Source organism: Streptomyces sp. NPDC051041, from assembly GCF_044456065.1.
Classification (GTDB): Bacteria; Actinomycetota; Actinomycetes; order Streptomycetales; family Streptomycetaceae; genus Streptomyces; species Streptomyces glaucus.
The window spans coordinates 41023-60593 of the sequence record NZ_JBITFM010000024.1 but is presented as its reverse complement, the minus strand read 5'-3'; the positions used below and the strand labels follow the sequence as shown (position 1 = coordinate 60593).

General features: G+C 71.0%; 18 protein-coding genes. 10 read left to right on the top strand and 8 right to left on the bottom strand.

Annotation, left to right across the window (positions count from 1 at the left end):
• Positions 1 to 35: 35 nt before the first annotated feature.
• The 4 genes from cysS to ACIBAI_RS27065 form a co-directional block, all read right to left on the bottom strand.
• A complete protein-coding gene (gene cysS, locus ACIBAI_RS27080; RefSeq protein WP_399038230.1) occupies positions 36 to 1433 on the bottom strand; it encodes a cysteine--tRNA ligase in 1398 nt (465 codons plus the stop codon).
• Between the two features lie 131 nt (positions 1434 to 1564).
• The gene (gene ispF / locus ACIBAI_RS27075) at positions 1565 to 2059 is read right to left on the bottom strand and encodes a 2-C-methyl-D-erythritol 2,4-cyclodiphosphate synthase (protein WP_399038228.1); all 495 of its coding nucleotides are present in this window, start codon (positions 2057 to 2059) and stop codon (positions 1565 to 1567) included.
• Positions 2049 to 2801, bottom strand: a complete 753-nt coding sequence (ispD, locus tag ACIBAI_RS27070; protein ID WP_344601617.1) for a 2-C-methyl-D-erythritol 4-phosphate cytidylyltransferase — start codon at positions 2799 to 2801, stop codon at positions 2049 to 2051. Before ispD ends, ispF begins: the two co-directional genes overlap by 11 nt.
• Positions 2802 to 3108: 307 nt before the next feature.
• Positions 3109 to 3591, bottom strand: coding sequence for a CarD family transcriptional regulator (locus tag ACIBAI_RS27065; RefSeq protein WP_003953493.1), 483 nt, complete (start codon positions 3589 to 3591; stop codon positions 3109 to 3111).
• Positions 3592 to 4214: 623 nt separating this feature from the next.
• Between ACIBAI_RS27065 and ACIBAI_RS27060 the strand changes: the two genes are divergently transcribed.
• Positions 4215 to 4883 (top strand): DUF461 domain-containing protein, encoded by a 669-nt coding sequence (locus ACIBAI_RS27060; RefSeq protein WP_399038226.1) that lies wholly within the window; start codon positions 4215 to 4217, stop codon positions 4881 to 4883.
• Positions 4884 to 4960: 77 nt separating this feature from the next.
• Here the strand turns inward: ACIBAI_RS27060 and ACIBAI_RS27055 are convergent, their stop codons facing one another.
• Positions 4961 to 5641: a response regulator transcription factor gene (locus ACIBAI_RS27055; protein ID WP_344601613.1), complete on the bottom strand. Its 681-nt coding sequence runs from the start codon at positions 5639 to 5641 to the stop codon at positions 4961 to 4963.
• Positions 5638 to 6969 carry a sensor histidine kinase gene (locus ACIBAI_RS27050; RefSeq protein ID WP_399038224.1) on the bottom strand — a complete coding sequence of 444 codons (1332 nt, stop codon included), beginning with the start codon at positions 6967 to 6969 and terminating at the stop codon, positions 5638 to 5640. Before ACIBAI_RS27050 ends, ACIBAI_RS27055 begins: the two co-directional genes overlap by 4 nt.
• Positions 6970 to 7270: 301 nt before the next feature.
• Between ACIBAI_RS27050 and phoU the strand changes: the two genes are divergently transcribed.
• The 8 genes from phoU to ACIBAI_RS27010 all read left to right on the top strand — a co-directional run bounded on the left by phoU (position 7271) and on the right by ACIBAI_RS27010 (position 16241).
• Positions 7271 to 7960, top strand: a complete 690-nt coding sequence (gene phoU, locus ACIBAI_RS27045; protein WP_344601609.1) for a phosphate signaling complex protein PhoU — start codon at positions 7271 to 7273, stop codon at positions 7958 to 7960.
• A 140-nt stretch (positions 7961 to 8100) separates the two neighbouring features.
• Positions 8101 to 8256 carry a hypothetical protein gene (locus ACIBAI_RS27040; RefSeq protein ID WP_344601607.1) on the top strand — a complete coding sequence of 52 codons (156 nt, stop codon included), beginning with the start codon at positions 8101 to 8103 and terminating at the stop codon, positions 8254 to 8256.
• A gap of 309 nt (positions 8257 to 8565) precedes the next feature.
• The gene (locus ACIBAI_RS27035; protein WP_399038221.1) at positions 8566 to 10851 is read left to right on the top strand and encodes a hypothetical protein; all 2286 of its coding nucleotides are present in this window, start codon (positions 8566 to 8568) and stop codon (positions 10849 to 10851) included.
• A 9-nt stretch (positions 10852 to 10860) separates the two neighbouring features.
• Positions 10861 to 11262, top strand: coding sequence for a DUF5955 family protein (locus ACIBAI_RS27030; protein ID WP_399038219.1), 402 nt, complete (start codon positions 10861 to 10863; stop codon positions 11260 to 11262).
• A 332-nt stretch (positions 11263 to 11594) separates the two neighbouring features.
• A complete protein-coding gene (locus tag ACIBAI_RS27025; RefSeq protein ID WP_399038217.1) occupies positions 11595 to 14276 on the top strand; it encodes an ABC transporter substrate-binding protein in 2682 nt (893 codons plus the stop codon).
• A 272-nt stretch (positions 14277 to 14548) separates the two neighbouring features.
• On the top strand, positions 14549 to 14740 hold the full coding sequence (locus tag ACIBAI_RS27020) for a hypothetical protein (RefSeq protein ID WP_399038215.1): 192 nt from the start codon (positions 14549 to 14551) through the stop codon (positions 14738 to 14740).
• Between the two features lie 726 nt (positions 14741 to 15466).
• Positions 15467 to 15754, top strand: a complete 288-nt coding sequence (locus tag ACIBAI_RS27015; protein ID WP_399038214.1) for a hypothetical protein — start codon at positions 15467 to 15469, stop codon at positions 15752 to 15754.
• Between the two features lie 61 nt (positions 15755 to 15815).
• Entirely contained in the window at positions 15816 to 16241 is a 426-nt protein-coding gene (locus ACIBAI_RS27010; protein WP_399038212.1) for a ParB/RepB/Spo0J family partition protein, read from the top strand.
• Between the two features lie 188 nt (positions 16242 to 16429).
• Here the strand turns inward: ACIBAI_RS27010 and ACIBAI_RS27005 are convergent, their stop codons facing one another.
• Together ACIBAI_RS27005 and ACIBAI_RS27000 are read right to left on the bottom strand one after the other, a co-directional pair.
• A complete protein-coding gene (locus ACIBAI_RS27005; RefSeq protein WP_399038211.1) occupies positions 16430 to 16960 on the bottom strand; it encodes a transposase in 531 nt (176 codons plus the stop codon).
• Positions 16957 to 17496 carry a winged helix-turn-helix domain-containing protein gene (locus ACIBAI_RS27000; protein WP_399038209.1) on the bottom strand — a complete coding sequence of 180 codons (540 nt, stop codon included), beginning with the start codon at positions 17494 to 17496 and terminating at the stop codon, positions 16957 to 16959. The genes ACIBAI_RS27005 and ACIBAI_RS27000 overlap by 4 nt, the downstream gene beginning before the upstream one ends.
• A gap of 144 nt (positions 17497 to 17640) precedes the next feature.
• Here ACIBAI_RS27000 and ACIBAI_RS26995 point away from each other — a divergent pair, with 144 nt between their 5' ends.
• Complete coding sequence (locus tag ACIBAI_RS26995) at positions 17641 to 18282, top strand: hypothetical protein (protein WP_399038208.1); 642 nt, start codon at positions 17641 to 17643, stop codon at positions 18280 to 18282.
• Positions 18283 to 19571: the final 1289 nt, after the last annotated feature.

Below are 19571 nucleotides of genomic sequence, written 5' to 3'. Positions count from 1 at the left end.
CCGGACGGCACAGTCGATCACCGGGCCGGCCGGGCTCAGCGCGGCCCCAGGCTCCAGCGCGGGCCCTGCGGGCTGTCCTCGATGACCAGGCCGGCCTGGCCCAGCTGGTCGCGGATGGCGTCCGCGGTGGGCCAGTCCTTGCGGGCCCGGGCGGCCTCGCGCTGGTCGAGGACGAGCCGTACCAGGCTGTCGACGACGCCGTGCAGGTCCTCGCCCCGGTCGCCCCCGCCGGCCCAGTGCGCGTCCAGCGGGTCGAGGCCCAGCACGCCGAGCATGGCGCGGACCTCGGCGAGGCGCGCCACGGCGGCCTCCTTGTCGTCGGCGGCCAGCGCGCTGTTGCCCTGCCGGACGGTGGTGTGCACCACGGCGAGCGCCTGCGGCACGCCCAGGTCGTCGTCCATGGCCTCGGCGAACGCGGGCGGCACCTCGGGGGCGGGCTCCACCTCGCCCGCCTTCTCCACCACGCGCTGCACGAAGCCCTCGATGCGCGCGAACGCGGACTCGGCCTCGCGCAGCGACTCCTCGCTGTACTCGATGGTCGAGCGGTAGTGCGGGGTGCCCAGGTAGTAGCGCAGCACGATGGGCCGCCACTGCTTGACCATCTCGGAGACGAGCACCGAGTTGCCCAGCGACTTGGACATCTTCTCGCCGCTCATGGTGACCCAGGCGTTGTGCACCCAGTACCGGGCGAAGTCGTCGCCGAACGCCTTGGCCTGCGCGATCTCGTTCTCGTGGTGCGGGAAGATCAGGTCCAGCCCGCCGCCGTGGATGTCGAAGGCGGAGCCGAGGTACTTGTGCGCCATCGCCGAGCACTCCAGGTGCCAGCCCGGACGGCCCCGGCCCCAGGGCGTCTCCCAGTCCGGCTCGCCGGGCTTGGCCGCCTTCCACATGGCGAAGTCGCGCGGGTCCCGCTTGCCGGTGATGCCCTCCTCGGCGGGCTGCCGCATCTCGTCCAGGTCCTGCTTGGACAGCTCCAGGTAGGAGGGCCAGGACCGGACGTCGAAGTAGACGCTGCCGTCGGCCTCGTAGGCGTGGCCGCGCTCGATGAGCGCGCGCATCATCTCGATCATCTCGGTGACGTGGCCGGTGGCGCGCGGCTCGTAGGTGGGCGGCAGGCAGCCGAGGGCGGTGTAGGCGTCGTCGAACGCCCGCTCGTTCTCGTAGCCGATGGACCACCAGGGACGGTTCTGCTCCGCCGCCTTCTTGATGATCTTGTCGTCGATGTCGGTGACGTTGCGGACGAACGTGACGTCGTGGCCGCGGTACTCGAACCAGCGGCGCATGATGTCGAAGTTCAGGCCGGAGCGGATGTGCCCGATGTGCGGTGCGGCCTGCACGGTGGCGCCGCACAGGTAGATCGAGACACAGCCCGGCCTGAGCGGGGTGAAGTCACGGATCTGCCGGGCGCTGGTGTCGTACAGGCGAATAGTCACGGGTCCAGGGTAGTGGGCGAAGGGGCGTGCGGCGGACGGACGGGCCGAAGCGGGGGGACGGGCGCGTGGTCCCGTGCGGACGCGCCGGGGTCCGCGCCCCCGCCCGCCGCTCCCCCGCCGGGCCGGCGCTGTCAGTCCGTCCGCACGACCAGGGCGGTGGCCACCGCCATCAGGCCCTCCTCGCGGCCCGGGAAGCCGAGGCCGTCCGTCGTCGCGCCGGAGACCGACACGGGGGCTCCCGCCGCCGCCGTGAGGATCTTCTGCGCCTCGTCGCGGCGTCTGCCGATCTTCGGGCGGGGGCCGACGACCTGGACCGCGATGTTGCCGATGCGGAAGCCGGCCTCCCGCACGATCCGCGCGGCCTCGGTCAGCAGCGTCACCCCCGACGCGCCGGACCACTCCGGGCGCCCGGTGCCGAAGTGCTGCCCCAGGTCGCCGAGCCCGGCGGCGGAGAACAGGGCGTTGCAGGCGGCGTGCGCGACGACGTCCGCGTCGGAGTGGCCGGCCAGCCCGGGTCCCTCGCCCTCCCACTTCAGGCCCGCGCACCACAGCTCGCGGCCCTCCTCGAAGGCGTGGATGTCGGTGCCGATGCCGACCTGGGGCAGCACGGGCTGCTCAGAAGCCATCGTTGAGCCTCCTGCGGGCCAGGACCGCCTCCGCGAGGACCAGGTCCAGGGGGCGGGTGACCTTGAACGCCTCCTCGTGGCCGGGCACGGCCACGACCGGCTGCCCGAGCTGCTCGACCATGCTCGCGTCGTCGGTGACGTCGCCGGTCACCGTCTCGTGGGCGCGGACCAGCGTGGCCCGGTCGAAGCCCTGCGGGGTCTGCACCGCGCGCAGCCGGGAGCGGTCCGGGGTGGCGACGACCGGCTCCGGGTCGCCGGGGGCCGGGGCGGGCTCGACCTGCTTGACGGTGTCGGCGAGCGGCAGCGCCGGCACGACGGCGGGGGCGCCGTCGCGGACCGCCTCGATCACGGCGTCCACCGTGTCGACCGGCACCAGCGGCCGGGCCGCGTCGTGCACCAGCACGATGTCGTGGCCGGGCGGCAGCGCGGCCAGGCCGAGCCGGACGGACTCCTGGCGGGACGCGCCGCCGGGGACCACGAGGAAGTCGGTCCGCTCCGGCAGTGCGTGCGCGTCGAGCAGCGACCTCACCTCGGCGGCGCCGTCCGGCGGGGCCACGACGACGACCAGGGAGACGGCGCGGGAGGCGGCCATCGCGCGGACCGCGTGGATGAGCATGGGGGTGCCGCCCAGCGCGCGGAGCGCCTTGGGAGCGCCGGGACCGAGGCGTACGCCCCGGCCGGCGGCCGGGATCACGGCCGCGACGGCGGACGGCGCGGGGGACGGACGTGAATCGTCAGACATCGGTTCCTGTCAGGTTTGTGTGCTCGGTCCGGGTGGGTATGGCCTGGGCGTGCCCCCTGCTCCCGGAGTCCGGGGAGCGCCGGGCGCGGCGCCTTGACCGGACCCTTTCCGTGACCCAGGTCGAGCGGGCCGCCCGGACCCGGCACACAGTAGCGGGGGCATGATCGTCCCCGACAGGGACATACGTACCGCGTACGGCGTCCGGGGACGAACATGCCGCAGCGCCCGGCGACAGGAGACGTGTCATCGGGCACCGCGGCATTTCGCTGGGCTGAAATCGACCGACCTGAGCGGCCTGCGCCTCGGATCAGGAAGCGAGAACCTCGTCGAGCAGGGCCTCGGCCTTGTCCTCGTTGGTGTTCTCCGCGAGGGCGAGCTCGCTCACCAGAATCTGGCGGGCCTTGGCGAGCATGCGCTTCTCACCGGCGGAGAGTCCGCGCTCGCGCTCACGGCGCCACAGGTCACGCACCACTTCCGCGACCTTGATGACATCGCCGGAGGCGAGCTTCTCCAGATTTGCCTTGTAACGACGCGACCAGTTCGTGGGCTCCTCGGCGTACGGCGCGCGCAGCACCTCGAAGACCCGGTCCAGCCCGTCCTGACCGACCACATCACGCACGCCGACGAACTCCGCATTGTCCGCTGGCACACGCACCGTCAGGTCGCCCTGGGCGACCTTCAGCACCAAGTAGGTCTTGTCCACGCCTTTGATCTGGCGAGTTTCGATGGCCTCGATCAGCGCGGCCCCGTGATGGGGATAGACCACGGTGTCGCCAACCTTGAACGTCATGTGACAGGTACCCCTTCCGTGGCTATCCAGGGTAACACGGATACGGCGTCTTCTGAATGGCGTTTTCGCAGGTCAGGGCATATCTCGGGGCTTGACAACAGTGTCGGGAGCGTGCTTCGCCGAGCGAGCGGACGAAGGTATTCGCAGGTCGGAGCCACTGTCCGGGGCGAGCGAAACGCGGCCGTTACCCACATCCGGAGGGTCGCCCGACGCGCGAAACATCCCGATATGTCCGCTTCCAAGGGTTCGACTTCCGCTACTCCGTTCGGTGTCCGAAGCCGGGTTCCGGACGATTCCGGAATTGATCACGGGGCGCCCGAGCCGAACCCGCGGTGATCCCCAGGTGATCAATTCCGAGGCGGGCGCGCATTCCTTCACGGAAATTTCGCGCGCCCGGAGCGGGGTATGCCCCGGCGCTTATGTGAATGCCGGACGAGCACCGGCACCAATGTGACCCACCCGTCACTTACCGGGGGCCGACCGGGCTGCTCGGGGGAAGCCGGGGGCCTCAGGGGAGGGTCGGGTGCGGCGGCTCGGGAACGGCTCGGTAACCTATGGCCGCTGACAGACACTTAGCACGGCTTTATCCGCCGTCTCGCTCAAGTCAAGGAGTTGCCGCCGCCGTGAGCAGCAGCCTTCGACGCGGCGCCCTCGCCGCCGCCGCCATCGCGTTCTCGATCGCCTCGCTCGCCGCGTGCGGCGCCGGTCACAAAGCCCAGACCCTGCAGGTCAAGCCGGACAACGCGGCGACGACCGTCGGCGACATCCAGGTCCAGAACGTCGCCTTCATCACCCAGTCCGACCAGGAGACGGCGGGCCCGGTCTCGCTCTCCGCGACCGTGTTCAACAACGGCCGGACCGACCAGAAGCTGGAGTCGGTCAAGGTCGCCGGCGCGGGCGAGGCCGTCGAGCTCACCCCCGCCGAGGGCGGGAGCCTGACCGTCCCGGCCGGCGGTTCGCTCATCATCGGCGGCGAGGGCAACGCCTCCGCCGTCCTGTCCGAGGGCCGCCAGGTCATCCAGGACGGCAACGCCCAGAAGGTCACCTTCACCTTCGACAAGACCGGCGACGTCTACCTGTCGGCGCTCGTCGTGCCGGCCGAGCACTACTTCGCCTCCTGGGGCCCGTCCGCGGTCCCGGCCACGCCGGGCGCCGGCGCCGCGCCGTCGCAGGGGGCCTCCGGGCAGCCGTCCGCGTCCGTGTCGGGCACGCCGGCCGCCACCCCGACCGACGCCGCCTCCGCGAGCGCGACGGCGTCCGAGTCGGCCGAGGAGCACGCGGCCGGTCACTGAGCGGCCGCGAGGACGTGAGAAGGGCGGGACCCCTCCGGAGGGGTCCCGCCCTTCTTCGCCTCGTACCGCCGCCCGGTCTACGGCTCGAACTTGTAGCCGAGGCCGCGGACCGTCACCAGGTAGCGCGGCGCCCCCGGGTCCGGCTCGATCTTGGCGCGCAGGCGCTTGACGTGGACGTCCAGGGTCTTGGTGTCGCCGACGTAGTCGGCGCCCCACACCCGGTCGATGAGCTGCATCCGGGTCAGCACCCGGCCCGCGTTGCGCAGCAGCATCTCCAGCAGGTCGAACTCCTTCAGCGGCAGATCGACCTTGGTGCCGCCGACGGTGACGACGTGCCGGTCGACGTCCATCCGGACCGGACCGGCCTCCAGGGCGGCCGGGGCCACCTCCTCCGGCTCGCCGCGGCGGCGCAGCACCGCGCGGATGCGGGCGACCAGCTCACGCGAGGAGAACGGCTTGGTGACGTAGTCGTCGGCTCCTATCTCCAGACCGACCACCTTGTCGATCTCGCTGTCCTTGGCGGTGACCATGATCACGGGAACGTTGGAGCGGCTGCGCAGCTGGCGGCACACCTCGGTGCCCGGCAGCCCGGGCAGCATCAGGTCGAGGAGTACGAGGTCGGCGCCGTTGCGCTCGAACTCGTCGAGTCCGTCGGGCCCGGTGGTCGCGACGGCGACCTCGAAGCCCTCCTTGCGGAGCATGTACGACAGGGCGTCGGAGAAGGACTCCTCGTCCTCGACGACGAGCACACGGGTCACGGAAGGACCTCCGGAGCGGGAAGCGTTTCGTACGGGGATGTGTGGGGGGAAGTCGTGGGCCGCCCGGCCTCGCCGTCGAGACCTGCGCGTTCCGCGCGGGCGGAGACCTGCTCGGCGCGGTCGCGGGCCGCTCCCGCCTCCGGCAGCCGCAGGGTGAAGGTGGAGCCCTGGCCTTCGGCGCTCCACACCGTGACCTCCCCGCCGTGCGAGGCGACCACGTGCTTGACGATCGCCAGCCCCAGCCCCGTGCCGCCGGTGGCGCGGGAGCGGGCCGGGTCGACGCGGTAGAAGCGCTCGAAGATGCGCTCCTTGTCCTTGTCGGATATGCCGATGCCCTGGTCGGTGACAGCGATCTCGATCATGTCGCCGCCGGGTGCGCCGACCCTGCGGGCGGCGATGCCGACGCGGGTGCGGGCGGGCGAGTAGTTGACGGCGTTCTCGACGAGGTTGCCGAGCGCGGCGGCGAGCTGGCCGCGGTTGCCCCACACGTGCAGGTCCGCCGCGCCCGCCCGGCGCCCGCCGGCACCCTCCTCGGAAGGCTCCTCGGCCCCCTTGATCGAGGCGGCCATGGTGATCTGCTTGGTGCCGGCCGCGTGCCGGCAGCGGTCGATGGCCTCGGCGACGAGCTCGTCCACGCGCACCGGCTCGGCGTCCTCCAGGGGATCGTCGTTCTGCACCCGGGAGAGGTCGATGAGCTCCTGCACGAGGTTGGTCAGGCGGGTCGCCTCGATCTGCATGCGGCCGGCGAAGCGCTGGACCGCCTCGGGGTCGTCGCTGGCGTCCATGACGGCCTCGGAGAGCAGGGAGAGCGCGCCGACCGGGGTCTTCAGCTCATGGCTGACGTTCGCCACGAAGTCGCGCCGTACCGCCTCGATGCGGCGGGCCTCGGTGAGGTCCTCGACCAGCAGCAGCACCAGCCGGGAGCCGAGCGGCGCCACCCGCGCGGAGACGGCGAGGGCCTCGCCCCGTCCGGTGCCGCGCCGGGGCAGGTCCAGCTCGACCTGCCGTATCTCCCCGTCCCGCCGGGTGTCGCGGGCCATCTGCAGCATGGGCTCGACGGCGAGCTTGCCGCCGCGGACCAGGCCGAGGGCGTAGGCGGCCGAGCTGGCCTTGACCACGGCGTCCGCCTCGTCGAGCACGACGGCCGAGGAGCGCAGCACGGAGAGCACCGTGTCCACGCCCGGCGGCAGCACGGGGTCGGTGTGCAGGGAGGTGCGGGTCGGGCGCTTCTGCTCCCGCTCGCTCCAGCGGAACGCCAGCATGGCGATGACACCGGTGAGCACACCGGCGATCGCTGCCGCTGCGGCGACCGCCGCGTTCACGTCCATGCGTCCAGGTTAGGCATGGGGTACGACATCCCCACAGCAGTCAGGGGGCGACCTCGGACACTCGTCGCCCAGAGTTCACCTTGGGGCCAGTATTGGTTCATTCGGGATGCCGGAAACGGTCGCGTACGGGCCGGAACGTGGAACCGTGGGGGTACGGACCGGCCCGGTCACGGCCGGCGGCCGCGGTCGCCGGCGCTCCCGGCAGGGCACCGGCGGAGCTCCGGCAGGACACTGACAGGGCACCGATACGGCCGGGCGCCGGCGCCCGGATCCCCGAACGACACGTACGAGAGGAACCCTGATGCGGGACGCGTACCACGAGGAACTGGACTCGATCGGCGACGGTCTGGTGGAGATGGCCCGGCTGGTCGGGTCGGCGATCGGGCGCGCCACGACCGCCATCCTCGACTCCGACCTGAAGCTGGCCGAGAGCGTGATCGAGGCCGACCAGAAGATCGACGAACTCCAGCACGACCTGGAGGCGCGGGCGATAGCCCTGCTGGCGCGGCAGCAGCCGGTGGCGACGGATCTGCGGATCGTGGTGACCTCGCTGCGGATGTCGGCCGACCTGGAGCGCTCCGGCGACCTCGCCCAGCACGTGGCGAAGCTCGCCCGGCTGCGCTACCCGCAGCGCGCGGTCCCGCAGGACCTGCACGCGACCATCCTGGAGATGGGCCAGCTCGCCCAGCGCCTGATGGCGAAGGCCGCCGAGGTGATCATCACCAAGGACATCGACCTGGCGCTGCAGCTGGAGCAGGACGACGACGCGATGGACCTGCTGCACCGCACGCTCTTCCAGCACCTGATCGACGACCGCTGGAAGCACGGCATCGAGACGGCCGTCGACGTGACGCTGCTCGGCCGCTACTACGAGCGGTACGCCGACCACGCCGTCGCGGTCGCCAAGCGGGTGGTGTACCTGGTGACGGGCGAGCACGCGGACGAGCTGCAGCCGGACATCCAGCCGGTCGCGCAGGTCGAGGGGGCCTGAGGGGCCGGGCGGGGCCGCGGCCCGGTCCGGGCCCGGCGCGAAGGGGCCGGAGCGAGGCGGGCGCAAGCCACTGTGCGCCGTTGATGCGCCCAGCGGGGCGGGCGTCCAATGGGCCCAGGCACCAGCCTCGAGGAGGGACCATGGCCGAATCCCCCAGCACGACGCCCGACCCCGCGCAGGAACGCCGGACCGAGCAGCCCGCCGAGATCAGGAACCTCACGCTGATCGGCGCGTGCGGCTGCGGATCGGGCTGCGGCTGCGGGTGCCAGTCGGGCGCGCCCTGTCAGTGCGGCTGACGGCGTACGCCGCCGCCGATCCCGTACGACCCGAGGGGCTCCGGTGCCGACGCCGGGGCCCTTCGGCGTGCGGCCGCCCTCGCGGACGCGGTGGCGCGGCGCGGGCCGCCGCCCGGCCGGCAGCAGTTCCCCCTTGCCCCAGCTCCCCCGTGAATCTCATCAACCTCCCGTCTTTTCAAGGAAGTTCGCGGATTCACGGCTGCCTCGAAGGGGGATTGCCATAGGGTGCGGCCACGGAATCCGGGGAGCGGTGACGGGGGGACCCCAGTGTCCTTGTCCAGGCGGAGCGCGTCCGGGACGCGTTCGTCCTTGCGCGGACGCGTCATGCTGCTGTGCCTGCTCCTCCTGGTCCTGGGCAGCCCCTGGGTGCAGGAGCACGTGCTGGACCTCTACGTGGCGCAGTACGGGAACCACACCGTGCGGTGGCTGGTCGAGGGGGCGTTCGTCCCGGGGTGGGCGGTGTCCCCCGACGAGTACTCCAGCACGTCCGTGGTGGTCGTGAACGACCTCAGCGTCCTGGTCCTCGTCGTGGCGCTCGCCTCCGCCACGACGAGGCTGGCGAACCGCGGGGCCCCGGGCCGGTTCGCCTGCCTCGTCGTGGGCGTGCTGGTGTCCGAACTCGTGGCCCTGCTGCAGTGGGGCCTGTTCGAAGTCTTCGTCGACGAGGCGGACCTGTCCCTCGGCGGCCTGCGGAACCACCTGCTGCACGCGCCCCTCGCCTTCGGCCTGGTGACCGGGGTGCTCCTCGCCCTCCTGGTCGCCGGGCCGCCGCGGGCCGGGGGTTCCGGGTTCACCGGCCCGCGCCGCGCCGGATCCGCCGGCGCCGCGAAGGCGCCGCTCCGTCGGAGGAAGGGAGAGACCGGTATGGCGGCCTCGCAGGTGCACACGCCGGTCGGGAGCGCGCCGGGAGACGTCACCCGGTATCTGTGCGCCGCGGCCCACGTCGACGAGAGGTTCGCCGACCGGGTGGTGGAGGACGTCCTGGCCGACGAGACCGGCGCCGTGGCGCCCTCGCCCGATGTCGACCTGGTGGCGGTGGCCCGCCACTGCCTGGCGGCCCGGGAACTCCGTCACCGCCGCGACCTGCGGCTGGCGGGGGCGTTCGGGGTGGTGGCGGTGCTCGCACCGCTCTGGCTGGTGTTCACCGCGGTGCTCCTGCCGCTCGTCACGGCGGCGGACCGCTCCCGGCCGGGCCCGGCCACCCGTGGCCGTCTCCAGCCCGGCGGCGGGGTGCTGGTGAACGCCGGCGTCAGGGCCGGGGCGGCGGCGCTCGGCGCCCTCCTCCTCGGCACCACCGTCGCGTCGCTGCCCGTGTCCGGTTTCCCGGGCTGGCTGCTCGGCGCCTACCTGGCCGGGGTGCCGGCCGCGCTCGCGTCCGCCGGCGCGATGCTGTTCGCGTACGTGACGGTGGCGCGGCACGAACTGGACACCGACCGGCTGCTGCGCACCACCATGACCCGCGAGGCGTTCGCGCGGCAGTCCCCGCCGTCCCTGCCCCGAGGGGAGTGGCTCGCCGGCCGGCTGGCGGACGTCGAGCGGGCGCGGGACGGGAACGTCACCGTCTACAGCGGGTTCTCCCCGTTCATCGGCTACGCGGAGACCGTCTCCAACTGGTCGATCGCCGTGCCGCTGCTGCCCGCCGACGACCCCGTCGACGCGGGGGCGCGCCCCGGTGAGCCGGAGGCCTTCACCGTCGTCGAACTCGTCGGCCACCTGCGCGCACGGCTCCGCGCGATCGCCGCGCGCGGCGACGCCGAAGGGACGGCCGACGCCGACCCGGAGGCCCTCGGGTCCCTCGTCGTCGAGGACCGGATCTTCGCGAACGGCACGATCGTCGGCGGCGACAGCCGGTTCACGGCGCCCGACGGCCTGGCCCCGGCCGCACGGCTGTCGCCCGAGACGGTCGAGGAGATCATGCTGCGCCCGACCGGCGCGGTCCGCCACTGCCTGGCGGTCCACGTGCCGCTGTGGGGCGGGGACGTGGTGCCGAGCGTGTTCCTGCACTTCGCCGCCGCGGGCAGGACCCTGCACCTGCACTGCGACGTCCATGTGCTCGGCCCCGTGGACGCCGCCTACCACGTCGTGGACCACCTGAGCGATCCCCTCACCCCCGAGCGGCGGCGCGGGCTGCTGGTGACCGCCCTCTCCCGCACCGGTCCCGCGTTCCTCCGCGCTCCGTCCCGCGCGCTGCGCCACGCCCGCTTCGAGGCCCGGCACACCCGGCGGATGGTGGACGAACTGACCGCCATGGAGCAGGACCCGCTCTTCGACCAGGGCGCCCGGCTGAGCGTACGGGAGATGGCACTGAGCCCCGGGTACCACAACTACTTCCAGGTCGTGGACGCCGGACGGATCACGTCCGCGGTGGAACGCCACACCCTCGCCGCGATCCGCGCCTTCCTCGACGCCCGCGGCTACGACACCACCGACTTCCGCAGCCAGCAGCAGACCATCCTCAACCAGGGCCTCATCCAGCAGGGCGGCATGAGCATCATCGGCAACCAGGCGATCGGCGCCGGGGCCAGCGCCACGCAGCACGTCACGCAGCAGCCGGGACCGGCCGCCGCCGGTGCCGCCGGCGGCTCCGGGAGGTAGGGAGTTCCCATGGGCAACGACGACGGCCGTCACGATCCCCCCGTCAACAACGGCCTGGTGATCAAAGGCGGCACCCACTACGTGGGCAACCAGGCGATCGGCCACCGCGCCCAGGCGTTCTCCGGCTCGGTCGGCTTCCGGGCGCAGGACACCGGGCAGGCCGCCCGCATCGGCGAACTCCTCACGCACATCGAGCAGTTGCTGGAGCAGCACCGCTCGGAACTGGCCGACCCCGACGCCACCACGACGGAACTGCGGCGCCTGCGCGAGGAACTCGACGAGGAGGAACCGCAGCCCCCGGTCCTGCGCCGCGCCCTGGACCGCCTGACCGCGTTCGCCCAGCCGGTGACCCCGCTCGCCGTCGCGGTCGGGGAACTGGCGCAGACGGTGCGGGGAGTGCTGGGGGCCTGACGGGCGGCCCGGGCCGCGGCCGCGGTGGCCTGAGGGACCGTCCGGGCCGCGGCGGCCGGGCCTCGTCGACGGCCGGATGGACCGCCGAACGCGCAACTCGAGCCGGAAGAGCACCACATACGGAAGGAACCGAGGGCACACCGGAAGACGGCCGAAACATTATCGACCCTCCATTGTGACGCCTGCCACACCACGACTATCCTTCACTTTCCTTTTCCCGGCCGCCTTCTCTCGGCCGCCTTCTCTCGGCTCGCTCTCGGCGGGCCGAGCCAGCCGGCAGTCAGCGCCGTCCGCCGGCTCGTGTCGTCAGGTTGAACACGGGGGAGCTCTACATGACCACACCTATCGGCGATTCCAGATTCCCCAGCGATCGGGCCATTGAATTCGTACGGGAGTTCCAGGTCACCGTGGCCCCCGCGTACGAGAACCGGGCGAAGCTGGCCACCAGCCCGCCGCTGTTCCTCCTGCGCGTGCCGCGGGCGTCGTACCCGAACGGCGTGCACCGTGTCATCTCCGCCCTGAGCGGGGCGCTGCAACAGCGGGTGCCGTTCGCCCACCTGCCGGCCGGAACCGGGGAGCAGGCCGACGCCCGGTTGCTCTCCGTCAGCGCCGGGGCGCAGCTGCAGCGCAACCTCCCGCAGCACATGACCCCCGACCGCTTCCCGCACTTCCACGTCATGTGCGACCTGGTGGAGTACGTCAGGTCGAACCCGCAGGAGTGGGCGACACACGAGAACCACGAAGCGGTGCTGCGGACCCACGCCGGTGAACAGCGGGCCCATCGCGGCGGACCGCTGGCCTTCACCAGGATGGAGGGCCCGGCTCTCGACGGACTCGCCGGTTTCCTGGCCAGCCTCAGCTGGCTGTCGTTCGTCCAGCTGCTCCCGCGGTGGTTATGGGCCCGCCGCATCTCCCGCAAGGTGATGCGGGGCTGGCTCGGCACGGAACCGGTGGCCCAGGGCGGCAGCAACCTCTTCCGGGTGATGGACCGCGTGGCCGCCGCGCGCTCCGTCCAGCTCCTGGACGACCCTGCCCACGAGGAGGCGCTCCAGGAACTCGACTGGCTCGTTCTGCGCGCCCTGCTGGAAGACCTGCGCCGACCCGCGATCGGCCGGATCCTGCCCGGCCGGCGCCGCAGGACCAGCCGCCCGGTCCTGTTCGTGGAGGTGCCTCCGGAAGGGGAGCCGGGCGCCCGCGCCGCGGAGCGTTTCCTGCGTTCCGTGCGCCGGGCCCAGGCCGCCGCCGGACCGCCGGGTCCGCTGGTCGTCGCCGTGGGCGTGCCCTCCGACGCCCTGCTGCGGGAACTGGGCGACCCGGTCGAGAGCACGTTCCCGGAAGCGAGCGTGCGCCTCGCCGACAACGGTGCCGCCGGCGAACCCCCGGTGCTGGTCACCCTCTCCGAAGCCGCCCTGGCGGCGCGCGGCGTGCCCGTTCTGCCCGTCGGGCCGAGGACGTTCAGGTTCAGCCGGTACGTTCCGACCGCGGTCGTCAGCGGGGTGGCCGTGCTCGCCCTGCTCGTCGCGGGGCTGCTGCTCCCGCCCGTCCTCTTCCCCCCGCCGCGCGCCTGCCTCGGCGGCACCGGATCCGTGGCGGATTCCGCTCCCAAGGAGCCGGTACCGGTGCAGACGGCCGCCTGGTACCAGGCGGCCGTGGAGAGCATCGACCGCCAGAACGCGCGCATCGAGCACCGGTACGCCTCCCAGGGCCGTACCGTGCGGACGGTCGTCGCCTTCGTGTCCGACCCGCCGCGGACCGACGACCAGACGCGCTTCGACGGGACGATCCCGGAGCTGCGCGGCATCGCGATGTGGCAGGAGAGACTGAACGACCTGGCCGCCTCCGACGACTCCCTGGTACCCCTGCGCGTGGACGTGCGCGAGACCGGAGTCGCCTTCCGTGACGCCGAGAGGGAGGCGGAGAAGCTCGTCGCGGAGGTGGCGGACGAGGAGAGCGTCCCGGCCTCCGAGCGAGTCGTCGGCGTCCTGGGCTTCGCGCAGAGCCGTGCCGAGACCCGGGCGGCCCTCCGGGTCCTCGGCGAGGCGGGCATCCCCACGATCGGCACCACCGCGACCGCCAACGAGATGCTCACCGGCCCCGCCACACGGACCTACTGGCCGTCCACACCGTTCAATTCGCGGGAGGCCGGAATCGAGGCGGCCTTCGCGGCCACGGAGAACATCGTGGCCGAGCCCGGCTCCGAGAACCGCTGCACCCCGGCCGGGCACGCGATCGTGATCGAGAACTCCGCGGACCTGTACAGCCAGAGCCTCGCCGGTCATTTCATCAGCAGGTTCAGCGGCACGTACCAGGTGTTCGACTTCAACCAGGAGGGCCGCTTCGGCTCCGCACCGCTGAGCGGCGCCGTCAGCCAGTCCGACGCCGCTCAACTGGCACGGGCGCTGTGCGAGGCGCTGCGGGAGGAGCCGGACTCGGTGGTGTACTGGTCGGCGCGGGCCAAGGACTTCGTCGCGCTCATCGAGTCCATGGACACCGCCGGGACGTGCACCGCGCGCGACGTGACGGTGCTCGGCGGCAACGAGCTGACCAACGTGGCGCAGACCGGCGCGTTCGCCAGCAAGAGCTGGCTGCGCCTGTACTACTCCGCGCACCGGCTGCCGGCCGATGACCCGAACGTGAGCGACACGACCCGGAAGTTCGTGGAGGCCTACGACGCCTACGTGGACGCCACCACCGAGGGCGAGGACCCCTGGCCGCAGGACGGCCACTCCGCCGTCTCGTACGACGCCTTCCACGTCCTGTCGGACGCGGTGCGCGAGGCCGGGCAGGCCGACCGGGACATCAACCGCGAATCCGTCCTGCTGGCCCTGCGCGCCGGCATCGTCTTCGACGGAGCCACCGGATACATCTCCTACGACGGCGCCAACGCCCCGCCCCGGGACAAGACGCTCGTCCTGCTGCGCCAGTCGGGGAGAAAGCCGCAGGCGGTACTCGCCTGCGGCGCCTACCGGCAGGGGCAGTCGAGCAAGGCGCAGGGATCGCCCTGCACGGACTGAACGACCGCCGCTGCCGGTGCCCGCGGTCATGTGTGCTGCCGCGGGCTGCCGACGGTCCTGGCCCGGGTCCGGCTCGGGCGAGGCACCTCCGGTGAGCCGCCCGGGGTTCGTACGGTGCCCGGTTCCGGCGGACACCTGCCGCCGGGGCCGGGCAGGCCGTCGCACGGTGCGCGTCCATTGATGGACGTCCGGCGCCCCACCCGACCCTCCTCATGGTGCCCGGGGGCGGGCCGGTCATCTGTGATCCGCGCGGCCCTCGGTGCTACGCCCTGGTGCCGGGCAGCACGCCGACGGCCTGGCATGACGCGGCGGACGGCTGGCGGGAGCGTCTGGGCCGGGGGACCTGCCCCGGTGTGCCGCAACTGTCCGACGCCGGATTCCGGCAGCACGCCACCGCCTCGTACCGGTCCGTGCCGATGCCGTCCGCAGCCACGCTCTGCTCGCCGCTCGGCGTGGTCGGCTGATCGCCGCGGGAGCCCACCGGATGACCGAGGCTTCGCCGGACGATTCCTCCGGCCGGTGGACGATCGTCTGAGCGGCAGGCCGGTGACGGCCCACAGGCGGCGAAAAGCCCCCTCCCGGCGGAGAACCCGCAGGCAGGGGGCTTGTTCGGGGGCGGTTACTTCTTCTTGCCCTGGGTCTTGCCGGGGATCTTGATGACCTGCGTTTTCGCTGGTCAGGGGCGGTGGGCCCGTGCGCCTGGTGGTCGTCGTTGGTCGTCATTGGCCGCTGTCGAGCGGCCTCGGACGGCCCAGGGACGGCCCAGCTTCGCCGCGCTCGACTGACGGCCAGCACCTTCGACGCGCCCAGCCCGAACCTCAGCCGACGACAGCCCGCCACGATGGCGGGTGCGCCAATCGACCACGCACGCGTGTGCCTCGCTGCACCCCCGCCGACCTCAGCCATGCTGCCTGTTTCGACGGCCAGCGCCTGACGGCGACCGGCCGAGCCCTCAGCTTGGGAAGCTTGGGTCTTCTTCGGACGAGCACAGTGTTGACATGCTGTGGAGCCGGTACAAGCCCTGACTGGCTGGCGGCTTGGTCCCCGCTGTTCCCCGTGGTTCCCCGCCCCATCTGGCACGTGTATGGCACGAACCTGTGCCGCGTCGAGAAGTGCCACAGACATCGGCTGTGCTCTTGACGATGCCGCGCCTCTTCACTGTCGGTTGTGCGAGCCGTCAGACTGGGCCTGTGAATGAGCGACCCGCACCCGGCGCCCTGGCGCCCAACCGTCACTCGGTCCTGGAAAATGCTCTGACACTGTTTGATGTGGACCTTGACGCAGACGATCCGACTCGCCGTCAAGCGGCGCAGCTCGCGAATCTTTACGTGCAGGTAGTCAGGGAGTACGTCACGCTCATGGAGGAGGCGGACCAGCATCTTCCTAGAGAAGCACGGGACCGACTCATCCCCGTACACATGGAACGGTCCACCGAGGCGATTTCCCGCCTTGCGGAGATCGTGGGCGTCGATCTTTAGTGAGGCCAGGTCTACGCCGCGTCAGCTCAGGTCGCTGCCAAGAGTGGGGTAGCGTCACGCCATGACGACTTGGTCGACGCTGGCGGGACTGCACCGGTCCGAGCCGTGTAAGGACTACGGTGCGGTCCTGGATAACCTGGCCGTCCTTTACCGCAGCACCGCGCAGCTTCGGTGCTGGAAGTCCGAGGTAGTGCCAGTTGGTGAGATCGATCGGGTCCAGATCATGGACGACCTCGATGATCATGACGAGACTCAGCGCGTGAAAGGGTTGCGTTCAGCGCTCCGCCGCAATGACCCCCTGCCGCCGCTTGTACTCGTCCACGGTCTCACTCCAGACCGGGGCAACTACTGTCTGCTTGACGGATGCCATCGCTTCAACGCTGCACACCAAGAGGGAACCGAGACGCTACGTGCGTGGGTTGCGCACATCGATTGCTGTGGTGGCCCCTCGCCGGACATGGACGATACGAAGTTGGCTGCCGGGTAGGAGTCATATACCTGTGCGGCCCAGCCAGCTGTGACCTCTTCGTCCCGAAGCAACCTGGGTGAGAGCGCTGCCTTGAGCTGGTACGGCGCTCACCTGGGCTGATGGTCCGCAGGCGTTCGCGGTTGTTCGCCGATGTTCGCTGGCGTTGTCACGCAGTTACTGAGGTTGAACTCGTGATGTCGTGCTGGTCAGGCGGGTCTGATGATCAGGCCGGTCTCGGCGAGGCAGCCGTCTATGAGGTGGCTGCGGTACTGGATGTGCCGCAGGCCGTGGCGGATGCGCTGGATGAGGTGTTCGGGGGTGCTGAAGGCGACGTTGGACAGCCAGCCGCGTCGTAGGAGCGACCAGATGCCTTCGACGGGGTTGAGGTCGGGTGCGTAGGGCGGCAGGTAGTAGATGGTCAGCCAATCCCGGGCTGCCGCCCATTTCCGCAGGTCGGTGGCCTTGTGGACGTTGAGGTTGTCCCAGATCAGGACGATCGGGCCGCCGAGCTGCTGGTGTGCCGCGGTCAGCAGGTCGCGGTAGTCGCGCCAGGAGAAGCTCTTGCGTCCGTCGCGGTTGCCGTCGTCGCGGCGAGGCCGGTAGATCAGCCTCGAGCGGTGGCCGGGCCGGTAGCAGGTCAACGCTGCGATGGAAATGCGTCTGCGGGAGCGGCCGCGGACGCGCACCACCGGTGTGCGGCCACGGGGCGACCAGGTCTTCGCCTGCGGCGGCGTCATGGAGAAGCCGGCTTCGTCCTCGAAGACGAGCCAGGCTCCACGGGCCGCCGCGAGTCTTCCGCGCAGGGCCAGGTCTCCTTCACCCAGCCGGCCACGGCCTCCTCGTCGCGCTCCAGGGCCCGGCGGACGGGGACCTGACAGGACCAGCCGTTGCGGACCAGCAACTTTCGCACACCCTGAAGGGTGTAGGCCAGGTGGAAGCGCCGGCCGATCACGGTCTTGATCCGGCCCAGGGTCCACCGCTGGTCCTCCCAGCCGTGCGCGGCCGGTCCCTTGGCCAGTTCCGCCTCCAGCTGTGCGAACTGCCTCTCGCTCAGTCCCGGCAACGACGCCGGCCCCTGCGATCGCAGAGCACGCGGACCGCCCTCGTCCCACGCCTGCCGCCACCGCTGCACCGACCGGACCCTGACGCGCAAGTCCTTGGCGATCACCGAGCTCGCCTCGCCGAGGGCGAACCGCTCGGCCGCCTGGAGCCGTAACTCCTCGCGAAACTGCTGACGTTCGGCGGTCAGCCCGCCCCCTTGTGGATACCGCATGCCCCGGTGATACCGCAGGGGACCGCGGCCCGTCAGCCCCTACGACAACACGAGTTCAACCTCAGTAGACACTCACCCGGTAATTCTCCTCGTTTGTGGGAAACACGCGGCCAGAGCAATAGGCCATCCAGCAGACTAGCGACCATGGACTGGATCTCACCCGTCTCCGGACTCGTTGGCGCCCTGGTGGGTGCGGGATTGTCATACCTCGGTACACACCGGGCGCAGGCTAAGGCACTGGCTGATGCCCGCTTGGCCCGCCTCCAGGCCAAGCAGGACCAAGCCGTAACCACATTGGCCGAGACTTTTGGTGATCTTCAGAAGCATGTCCGGGAGGTCCCAGGCGAATGGGAGCCGGGGATGGACGCCGGGGCGACTGCCGCCGTCACGGCGGCACGACAGGCGTGGGATGAGAAACTGCAAGATTTCATTGCGCCGGCCCGGTTGGCCATCGGGGTCATCCGGGACAAGAAGCTGCGCCGCCGCCTCAACGAGACCATGAACCTGCTGGAAGAGTGGGACAGTGGGCTGGTGTATGCCTTCCACGGCCGCTCCCGTGCCGGGGTGCTGCGCGGGGTGATTGCCCATGCTGTGGAGTGCATAGGAGCGTGGCAGCGGGAAGAGGCACTGCCCGAACCGAACCACGCCTTCCGGGAGGCGCGGGAGTCGATGCAGGCCAAGCGGGACGAGTGGGAAGCCATCGCGGAGGCCCAGGAGGAAGACCGGCTCCGGCGTCGTGCCGAACGCGACAGTGCAGGCACGCCGCCTCCCCCCGTGGTCGGGTGATGTGAGCTCCGGCGGCCATGGGTCCCCAGGATGGGCAACGAGCAATGGCCTCGCGCTCTCAGCTTGGGAAGCTGCGGCCATTTGGGGCTGGTTCGCGCGCTGACCCGAGCGAACGGCGGACGACCGGCTTACTGGCCTCGGCGGCTCCCCCGTGAGTCCCCGCTGTTCCCCGCTCGATCTGGTGCGGTTGTGGTGCAACCTCTCGGACGCAGCACACAACATCGCTCACGTCACGGAACCGTCGCACCGCTGGTGTTGGCCGTAGCGAACTGCCTCGTTGAGCCTTCACAACTCTGTAACAGCGTTCAAGACCTGACGTACCCGTCTTGAGCCATCACGCAAAATTCTGCCTTGGAAGTGCCTATACCAAACGGCATGTCCAGGAACGGGTCACCGGCCGAGGGCGAGGCCAAGCCGTCGTCCGGAACTCGCAGACATGACTATGGGTCCCTGGCCTCTCCATTCGCGTCGACCCGCCACGGCGTGGAGCCATGACCGCCCCGAACTGGAGACCGCCAACTCCGGTCTGACCGAAAGGACTATGTGCGATGGCCAGCACCCCCGGCCCGTGACCCGCGGGCTGCTGATCACGCTGGGCGCAGGAACTGCATCAGCGTCGATCGTAGCCGCCCCCTGGTGGATCACCGTGTCCCTTCTGAGCCTGCCACTGATCGTGCTAGCTGCGATCTTCCTGCCAGCTGTGTGGTCGCGCAGGCCCGCGCGAAGGCGAGACGCACGTCTCCTATCCGAACGCATTTTGCGGGTGTTTGAGCGGAGGCGCCGGTGACTCCTAGACGCACGGGTCGTGCGCCGCCGTGACGGGTCGAGCCCTGCTGCTGTAGTTCAGCAGCAGGGCTTTGCGCTAGGTGACGGGGCTCGACCTTCTACCGTGACCACCGCATTAGGAGTTCGATGCGCCTTCGGCCTGGTTGGGGCACACCTCGGGCCCTGACGCCACGATTGGCTGCCGTGTGTTGCCGCCGTCCGGGGTCATTGATGTCAGCGTTGGATGTCAGCGGAACAGTTCTGGTACCGGGCAGACCTCGAAAGGCTCGTGCGGCCGGTCGGCCCAGCGGCACCAGACATGCCGACCGGTACACCCCATAGCGTCCGGCAGGTCCGCCGGCCATCGTCCTCCCGCTGAGAAAGGACGAAGCCGCCGGACCTCATGAGTTGGCCGCACTCGGGACAGGCCGCAGTGTCGGTCATGCGACGCACCCTACTGAACTTGATTGGGCGATGTCGGGTGATTGCCTGACAGGTGAGGAGTGGGTCCGGTAAATGTCTGT